This is a genomic window from Chryseobacterium contaminans (assembly GCF_001684955.1).
GTDB lineage: Bacteria > Bacteroidota > Bacteroidia > Flavobacteriales > Weeksellaceae > Chryseobacterium > Chryseobacterium contaminans.
Genome location: NZ_MAYF01000076.1, coordinates 1 through 7,886, shown reverse-complemented (window position 1 = coordinate 7,886; position 7,886 = coordinate 1). Strand labels below are relative to the sequence as shown.

The 7,886-nt window shown below is 36.8% G+C and carries 5 protein-coding genes; all 5 read left to right on the top strand.

Annotated elements, in window-relative coordinates:
- Window positions 1-168: 168 nt before the first annotated feature.
- Window positions 169-1,434 carry a histidine-type phosphatase gene (locus tag BBH99_RS06160; RefSeq protein ID WP_066693407.1) on the top strand — a complete coding sequence of 422 codons (1,266 nt, stop codon included), beginning with the start codon at window positions 169-171 and terminating at the stop codon, window positions 1,432-1,434.
- Window positions 1,435-1,630: 196 nt separating this feature from the next.
- A complete protein-coding gene (locus tag BBH99_RS06155) occupies window positions 1,631-2,452 on the top strand; it encodes a FecR family protein (protein WP_066693402.1) in 822 nt (273 codons plus the stop codon).
- 85 nt (window positions 2,453-2,537) lie between these two features.
- Window positions 2,538-5,525 carry a SusC/RagA family TonB-linked outer membrane protein gene (locus BBH99_RS06150; RefSeq protein ID WP_066693399.1) on the top strand — a complete coding sequence of 996 codons (2,988 nt, stop codon included), beginning with the start codon at window positions 2,538-2,540 and terminating at the stop codon, window positions 5,523-5,525.
- Window positions 5,526-5,532: 7 nt separating this feature from the next.
- Window positions 5,533-7,146, top strand: coding sequence for a RagB/SusD family nutrient uptake outer membrane protein (locus BBH99_RS06145; RefSeq protein WP_066693409.1), 1,614 nt, complete (start codon window positions 5,533-5,535; stop codon window positions 7,144-7,146).
- Between the two features lie 562 nt (window positions 7,147-7,708).
- On the top strand, window positions 7,709-7,886 hold a 178-nt coding region (locus tag BBH99_RS23030; RefSeq protein ID WP_123873036.1), incomplete at its 3' end, for a DUF1062 domain-containing protein.

Below are 7,886 nucleotides of genomic sequence, written 5' to 3'. Positions count from 1 at the left end.
TCATAAAAAGCTTTTTTCAGGGTTGACGATTTCATTAATGCTGCGTAATAGTAATAGTGAAGCGTATGGAAAAGAAAAAATATTGGGAGAGAATCTTTTCTATACAATATAATACTTTCGGTTTCGTTTGCTGAAGCTGAATTTCAATCGACTAAAAAAGAGTTTACTATGAAAAAGACAACATTGCTGCTCGTATTTATATCAGCATTTTTATCTACTCACGCCCAGACAACGAAAGAAGAAATTTTTTCAGACATTAAAACTACCGGTGGAGTATATTATGCCTATCCAACACCTTCTAATAAACAGACAGCTGTACCTTCGGGATATGAATCTTTCTATATCAGTCATTACGGAAGACACGGTTCAAGATGGCTTATTAATGATAAAGATTTTTCAGGAGTGATGGATGTATTGAAAAAAGCAGCAGACAATAATGCTTTAACTGAACAAGGAAAATCTGCGTTGGAAAGATTGAAAAAAATATGGATACAGGCTGAAGGTCATAATGGAGATCTTACTGAACTGGGAGCATTGCAACACAGGCAGATTTCACAAAGGATGTTTAGGAATAACCCAAAAGTTTTTGAAAAAAATGCTGTAGTCACTGCAAAATCAACAGTGGTGCCAAGATGCATTCTGAGCATGGCTAACTTTACTAACGAGCTGGTAGCCAATAATCCCAAACTTCAGGTAAGTATGGAATCTTCGGATAAATACATGAAATATCTTAATCATCATACCAAAGAATCTATTGACTTTCGTGCAGCAGATAGCTTCTGGCAGGAAGAAAAGAGAAAGTTCAGGGCAGAGAATATGAAGTCGGACAGATTTATCAAAAACCTGTTCAATAATGATGAGTATATCTACAAAAACATCAATCCGGAAAGAGTTATTGAAGCTTTTTACTGGATTGCCAGCGATATGCAGAACCTTGAAACAGATATTTCTTTCTACGATTTATTTACAAAAGAAGAGCTGTTTAATATTTATCAGGCCATCAATTACCAGACTTACGTGAATGACGGACCATCTCCATTGAGTAAAGGATTGGTAAAGAACAATTCTATTCCATTGGTGAAAAATATACTGGAGGAAGCTGAAGATTATATCAAAAACAACAAAAACGGTGCTTCTTTAAGATTCGGACATGACGGGAATATTACTCCATTACTGGCCCTTCTGAATATTGAAGGGATGAATAAAGAAGAAATCAAACCTGGTGAAGTCTATAAAGTATGGAATACGTTCCAGGCCGCTCCAATGGCAGCCAATCTTCAATTGATCTTCTATAAAAATAAAAAGAATGATATTCTGGTTAAATTTCTTCATAATGAAAATGAAGTACATATTCCGGTTCATACAGAGAGTTTCCCATACTATAAATGGTCAGAGGTTAAACCTTACTTAGAGAATATTGTTGGTACTCATTAAGATGTTTACTTTTTTTGCTGAATTCAAAAAAATTGTCATTCTAAATGATGTGGAGCAGAATCAAAAAATCTCCCAAAGAAAAAGTGTTGAAAGGATTCTGCTTCCGGTAAAAACATAGAAATGTATAAATTTTAAAAATTTTTTCAAAAAAAGGTTGACGATTTAATATTTCTGCGTAATACTCAATATGAACAACATGGAAGACGACGATTTCAAAAAAAACTGGGAAGAAACCTATAAAGAAAACCAGCAGATGGATCAGCTTACTGATGCAAGAATCAAAGCTGGGATTGAACGCAGGATAAAGACCGGAAGAAACCTGAAAAAGATCTTTTGGGCAGCTTCTGCGGCCGCAGTCGTGGGAATTGGTCTGTTTCTTTACAGGCCATCTGAACCTGATTCTGTCATAGACAAGGTTAGAGTTCAGACGTATGCCAGTTCAGATTTTACAAAACAAATTAATCTTCCGGATGGAAGTCATATTGTTCTGGAACCCCACAGTATGCTTGTATTGTCTTCCGATTTTGGGAAAGCAGACAGAAAAATTACCTTCACAGGTAAAGCCACCTTCGATATTGCAAAAGATAAAACGAGACCATTCAGAATCAATGCAAAAGATTTTACGGTGCAGGTGTTGGGAACTAAATTTTTCTTAGACCAGACCAGTGGAAAGGAAAAGGTAGAACTTTTTGAGGGAAAAGTAAAGGTAGATCATCAGGGAAAGATCACCTATCTGCTGCCTAACCAGTCCTGGAATAAAAATATGGAGAAGCCTGCCCATTTCTATTATGCTGCTGATGCGAAAAGGGATTTTTCATTTGAGGATGAAACGTTTAAAAATATCGTGTCAGAGCTGGAACAGGTGTACAATATTAAGATAGAATATCCAAAGGAATATGGAGAAAAGAGAATCAAAGGTTCTTTCTCCGGAAACCTGAACGAGGTTTTATCAGCCGTCTGTTATCCGTTTAACCTTAAAACAGAAAAGAAATCCGATAAGGAGATTCAACTGAAATAGAAATAAAAAAGCACCAATAATGAGGGTTATTGATGCCGATTAACTATTTAACTCGCTAAAGTTTAATAAAGTTATTCCCAAATTTATGAAAAAAACAATAATTTCCGTGATACTTCTGGTTGCGATGGGACTTCCAGCGGCTAATGGCCAAACCGGACAGCAGCTTCCGGCCACACAGGCAAAACAAAAACGGGTATCTATTACTAAGGTTTTTGATAAGCTGAGCAAATCTTCCAAAGTGCCGTTTTTCTACTCCAGTTCAGATTTTAAAGACCTTCTGGTGGACGAGAGTGGGATTAACTATTCATCACTGGATGCTTCCTTAAAATATCTCAAAAGCAATTATCCTGTAGAATATGAGATCAGGAACAATACTGTGATGCTGAGAAAAACTTCAATAAAAGCAATTGTTCCGGGGAGGGCTATTTCCATGGCCAAAGATACTGTATCTGTAAAAGAGAATAAGATTGATGAAGTGGTCGTGATCGGTTACGGAAAAGTAAAAAAATCCGACGCTACCGGATCTCTTACTACAGTAAAGATGGATAGTGAGAATAATGGAAACCCGGTTTCTGCTCAGGATGCATTAACGGGAAAAGCCGCTGGTGTTAATATCATTTCTCCCGGAGGAGCACCAGGAGCCGGTTCTGCCATCAGGATCAGAGGGGGATCTTCATTGTCAGCAAGTAATGATCCGCTAATTGTTATTGATGGGATTGCTATTGATAATTCTTCCACGTCAGGATCAGGCAATATCCTGGGAATGATTAATCCTAATGATATAGAAAGCTATACTGTTCTGAAAGATGCGTCTTCTACCGCAATTTATGGTTCAAGGGCATCCAATGGAGTAATTATTATTACTACCAAAAAAGGAAGCAAGAAAACACGTTACCAGTATTCATCCAATACCAAAGTGAGTTATAATCCAAAAATACTGGATGTGCTGAGCGGAGATGAGTACAGGAATTTTATAAAAAAACAATATGTGGGGAACTCCGCAGTAATTAATGGTTTGGGAAGTTTTGATACCAATTGGCAGGAAGAAATATACCGTACTGCTGTGAGCAACGATCAGAATTTCAGCATGACAGGCTCGGTAAAAGATATTCCGTATCGTCTATCATTGGGGTACACCAATCAGGAAGGAATTATCAAAAAGAATGCTTATGAAAGGATGAATCTGAGCTTAGCTTTGAATCCTTCTTTTTTTGATAAACATCTAAATGTAAATCTTAACTATAAACCAAGTATAGAAAACAACGACTTTATTTCTAACCCGGCCAGCGGAGCAGTATCATTTGATCCTACGCGTCCGGTTTTTGACCATTCCACTCCATATGGACTTGGATATTTCATCTGGACAGATGCTTCCGGAAGACCCATTACCCAAGCTGGGGCAAATCCTGTATCTGTACTAGACCTGAGAAAAGATCAGTCAAAAGTAATCCGGCATATCGGAAACATACAGCTTGATTACAAAGTTCATGGTTTTGAAGACCTGAAATTAAACCTTAATACAGGCTTTGACATTCTGAAAAGTCAGGGAGATATCTTTGTTCCGGACAACGCACCATTAGCCTGGACTTCCATCGGGAATGACGGACAGGGACTGATGGAAAGCTACACCCAGAAGAAAAGCAACCTACAGTTTGATGCTTATGCCAATTATTCCAAGACATTGGGAAAACATAAGTTTGATGTAATGGGTGGATACTCCTGGCAAAGGTTTTGGAAAAGCTATAACGATTACCAAACCAATATTACGGGAAACAAGATCTATAAAACTGCTTTTCCAAAATCTGAATACATTCTTTTATCATTTTATGGACGTTTAAATTACAGTTTCAATGATCGCTATCTTATTACAGCGACTCTTAGAAATGATGCTTCCTCCCGTTTTGCTAAGGATAACCGTTGGGGGCTGTTTCCATCCGCAGCTTTTGCTTGGAAGATCAAAGAAGAAGAATTTTTGAAAGACAATCATTTCTTTTCCGATCTGAAATTAAGAGTAAGCTATGGTAAAACAGGACAGCAGGATATAGGTGGAGATTATGAATGGATGCAGACATATACCTACAGCGATGCTAATGCTTTATATCAGTTTGGGAATCAGTATTATAAAACAATCCGTCCTAACGGATATGATCCCAATCTAAAATGGGAAACCACATCTACTTACAATCTTGGATTAGATTTCGGAATCCTGAAGAACAGAATTTCAGGATCTGTAGAAGTATATAAAAGAACTACCGACGATCTGCTGAATAAAATTTCCGTAGCAGCAGGTTCCAATCTTACCAACATGATCTTCACGAACATCGGTTCTATGGAAAACAAAGGATTGGAGCTTACGCTGAATACCATTCCTGTTAAAAAAGGAGACTGGCAGTGGAATCTGGATGTAAACCTTACCTTCAATTCGTCAAAAATTACAAAGTTAACACTTGTAGACAGTCCAAATTACGGAGTGAATATCGGAAATGTTTCAGGGTCTACGGCAGGAACCATCCAGATTCATTCTGTGGGCTTTTCCCCTTATACTTTTTATCTCTATGAACAGGAATATGATGCTAACGGAAAACCTATTGAAGGAAAATATAAAGGCGGACTGGTAAAAGATAAAAGTCCAATGCCAAAATCTTACCTTGGAATTTCTTCTAAGCTAAGCTATAAAGACTGGTATTTTGGATTCAACGGACATGCCAACTTTGGAAATTATGTGTATAACAATATTAAATCCAAGGATTATAAAACAAAAACGTATTCAGGAAACGGAACCTATTCCAATATTTTGAGCTATACCGCGGAACAGGGATTTGAAAATCTACAGCTTTACTCTGATTTCTTCTTAGAAAATGCATCATTCTTCAGAATGGATAATATGACGTTGGGACGTACTTTTAAGAACATCAGTGATAAGTTTGACCTGGGAGTAAGTTTTTCTGTTCAGAATGCTTTTGTGATTACAAAATACAGCGGTCTGGACCCTGAAGTGTATTTGGGTATTGATAATAATATGTATTCCAGGCCCCGTTCCTTCCTTTTTGGGCTAAATGTTAACTTTAAATAATTCGATAATGAGACGTTTATATATATTACCGCTTATATTTTTACTTTTCATAGTAAGTTCATGTATTGGAGATCTTGACACAGAACCCATTGATCCGAATATTGTGACCACAGATCAGGTATACTCCAATCCTGACAATTATAAAGGAGTACTGGCCAAATGTTATGCTGCTTTATGTCTTAGCGGGCAGCAAGGACCTACAGGAGATCCTGATATGGGTAATTTTGATGAAGGGTACAGCTCATTTATCCGGTTAGCGTTCTACGTTCAGGTGCTAACAACCGATGAAGCTATTATGGGATCACAAACCAATGGTTTAAGGCAGATGGCAACCAATAGCTGGGACTCCAATACCGCAATTCTGAATGGTTATTATGCCAGATTGTACCAGATTATCGGATATACCAACGAGTTTCTGAGACAGACTACAGAAGATAAGCTACAACAAAGAGGGCATACTGATCCTAAATTTAAACAGGAAGTAGCTTATTTCAGAGGAGAAGCCCGTTTTTTAAGAGCTTATTCCTATTGGGTGCTATTAGATACTTTTGGAAAAGTTCCGTTTGTAACCGATGCAGACAAGCTGGATCCTCAGTTTTTACCTAAGCAGATCATGCCTAATGATTTATATGCTTATATAGAAAAAGAATTAAAGGAGATTGAAACCATTCTTCCGGCAAGCAATGAGTATGGAAGGGTGGATAAAACAGCCGCAGACTTTTTATTGTCAAGATTATATCTGAATGCAGAAGTATATACAAAAGCACCTCAATGGAGTAAAGCAGCAGAATATGCTGAAAAAGTAATTCAAAGTCATTACAGTTTATCTCCAAAATACCTTTATAATTTCCTGGCAGATAACAATACATCACCTGAAATTATATGGTCTTTAAATATGGATGGGATAAAATCCAAAACGTATGGTGGAACAACCTTTTATGTATTGGCACAAACAGGAGGTACTATGCTGAATTACCTGAATATGGGAATTTCAGGAGGCTGGGGGAATATCCGTCTTCGTCCGGAATTTGTAAATAGATTTCAGGCTGTGGATCAGAATTTTAATACAGCAGACCCTAATGCATTTACAAAAAATGACACCAGAGCGCTGATCTTTAATGTAGGTCATAAAAAAGAAATTGCAGCCCTTCCGGGAACTTTCCAGGACGGATATGCCTTTACAAAATGGAGAAACGTAGACAAAACCGGAAAAGCAGGTTCTGATGCTGCGTATGTAGATACGGATTTTCCGATGTTTCGTCTCTCGGAAGCCTATTTAACGGCTGCTGAAGCCTATTTCAGAATAGGAAATACTTCATCTTCACTTAATTATATCAATGTAATCCGAAACAGAGCTTATACTAATGGAACCGGGATGATCTCTTCTTCGGATTTGAATCTGAACTTTATTCTGGATGAAAGGTCAAGAGAACTTTCCTGGGAATTAATCAGAAGAACCGACCTGATTCGTTTCAACAAATTCACTTCTGGTGACTATCTATGGAGCTGGAAAGGAAATACCAAAGATGGAAAAGCAGTGGATTCAAAATATAATATTTTTCCTATTCCTTCCGCAGATATTACTGCAAATCCTAATTTAACGCAGAATGCAGGGTATTAATGAATGAAAAGTATAGCGGGAAAAGTTTCAAAATTTTTAAGCTCAGAATTTTTTGAAATATCAAACCTAGGTTTGTAGAGTGTGGTTTCTCTTATTTTCCCGCTCAGAGGTCTTCAGATTGAAGACCTCTTTTTTTATATTCAGTATTTGTAAAAGACTATTAATGTCTCCATATTCACTTTGAGACAGGATTTACTTTATAAAAATTATGTTATTTGTGTTTTAACTCCAAAAAAAGCACTAATTTTATCCCAACCAAGTAAACAATTTGTTTTGAGAACAACTCTTAAACCTGTTATAGCTTAATATTAGCCTTCGTAAACCATAGGCTAATTATTCTTTCGTTTGGATAACTCTATCCGAACAGGTTTTCATATAACCCTATTATTTTATTGCATTGCCAATGAGGCAACTGTATCTGCTATTTCTGCTTTTGAAAATTTTGTTGTGTAAAGAGGAATAGGAGAGTGTATTTCTATTCAATATATTTTGTACAGGCTCTTGTAATGCTTGAATAATAGGTGAAAAAATTACTAAAGAATATTATTAAGCACCAATTATAATGAGTATAGAGTATACATGGGTAGTAAATGCCCGGAACACACCCCTTTTAAAAAAGAAATGTAACCATTGTGACAGCAATAGGTTTTACTGCAGTGATAAATTCAGGCTGAATGCCCAAAAAAAGAATATAGATATCTGGTTAATTTACCGATGTGTAAAATGCAATACCCGATATA

Excerpts from the sequence above, each read along its gene's own strand:
- BBH99_RS06150 (WP_066693399.1), top strand. The coding sequence starts at position 2,538 with ATGAAAAAAACAATAATTTCCGTGATACTTCTGGTTGCGATGGGACTT.
- BBH99_RS06145 (WP_066693409.1), top strand. The coding sequence starts at position 5,533 with ATGAGACGTTTATATATATTACCGCTTATATTTTTACTTTTCATAGTA.
- BBH99_RS06155 (WP_066693402.1), top strand. The coding sequence starts at position 1,631 with ATGGAAGACGACGATTTCAAAAAAAACTGGGAAGAAACCTATAAAGAA.
- BBH99_RS06160 (WP_066693407.1), top strand. The coding sequence starts at position 169 with ATGAAAAAGACAACATTGCTGCTCGTATTTATATCAGCATTTTTATCT.